Consider the following 983-nt stretch of genomic DNA (forward strand, 5'->3'; position numbering starts at 1 on the left):
GGGTGTTCGCAATCCCATTTTATCGCGAAGTCTTCCAGCGCTTGCTCGGCTTCAGCGCGAGTGGACGCGCCATAAATAAGTTTTAAGTCTGCCGCGATGGTCTTGCGCTGTTTCCAGTTCACGTAGCGCAGCGAATGCCGAATTTGATGAACAATACACAGTTGCACCTGTGTTTTCGGGTAAACCGCTTCAATGGCTTCCGGGAAGCCTTTAAGGCCATCACAGCAGGCGATAAAGATATCCTCAACACCACGGTTTTTAAGCTCGTTCATCACCGACAGCCAGAACTTGGCCCCCTCGGTTTGCGCCATCCACAGGCCTAATAACTCTTTTTCACCGTCGGTGTTAATGCCAAGCGCCAGATACACGGATTTGTTTTGTACCACGCCAGAGTCACGGCTACGAACCACTAAACAGTCGAGATAAACGACCGGGTAAAGTTTTTCCAGCGGCCGATGCTGCCAGGCCTTAACCTCGTCCATCACCGCGTTCGTTACCTGCGATATGAAGGTGGCAGAGACCTCAACACCGTAAGCTTCCTCAAGGTAAGCCTGAATATCGCGCGTGGTCATGCCGCGGGCATAGAGTGCGACAATGCGCTCATCAAACCCGTTTAGTTGACGTTCGCCTTTGCGTACTAATTTGGGGTCGAAACTGCCATTGCGATCGCGGGGAATATTGAGTTCGACATCACCATTGGTGCTGCGAACACTCTTCTTCGTTTTGCCATTGCGGGAGTTGCCGCTGTTGTTACCCGTCGCATCGTTGGGCGCGTAGCCCAGATGGGCTTCCATTTCAGCTTCCAACGCTCGTTCAGCAACCTTCTTGGTAAGCTGCTTGAGCAGGCCAGCTTCGCCTAAAATGTCTTCTGGTGAATCACAGCCGTCAAGCAGTTGGTCGATGAGTTTGTCTGATAATGGCATTCTGATATCCTTCTAAGGAGTTGATAAGAATGCCATTTACACAGATATTTTTACACTCTC

1 protein-coding gene is annotated in these 983 nt (G+C 50.9%); it reads right to left on the minus strand.

What is annotated here, in order from left to right; all coding sequences use genetic code 11:
• A partial coding sequence (locus IE054_RS17770) for an IS256 family transposase (RefSeq protein WP_189408602.1) occupies positions 1-923 on the minus strand: 923 nt, incomplete at its 3' end.
• Positions 924-983: the final 60 nt, after the last annotated feature.

The sequence above is a fragment of the Alteromonas halophila genome (assembly GCF_014651815.1).
GTDB classification, from domain to species: Bacteria; Pseudomonadota; Gammaproteobacteria; order Enterobacterales; family Alteromonadaceae; genus Alteromonas; species Alteromonas halophila.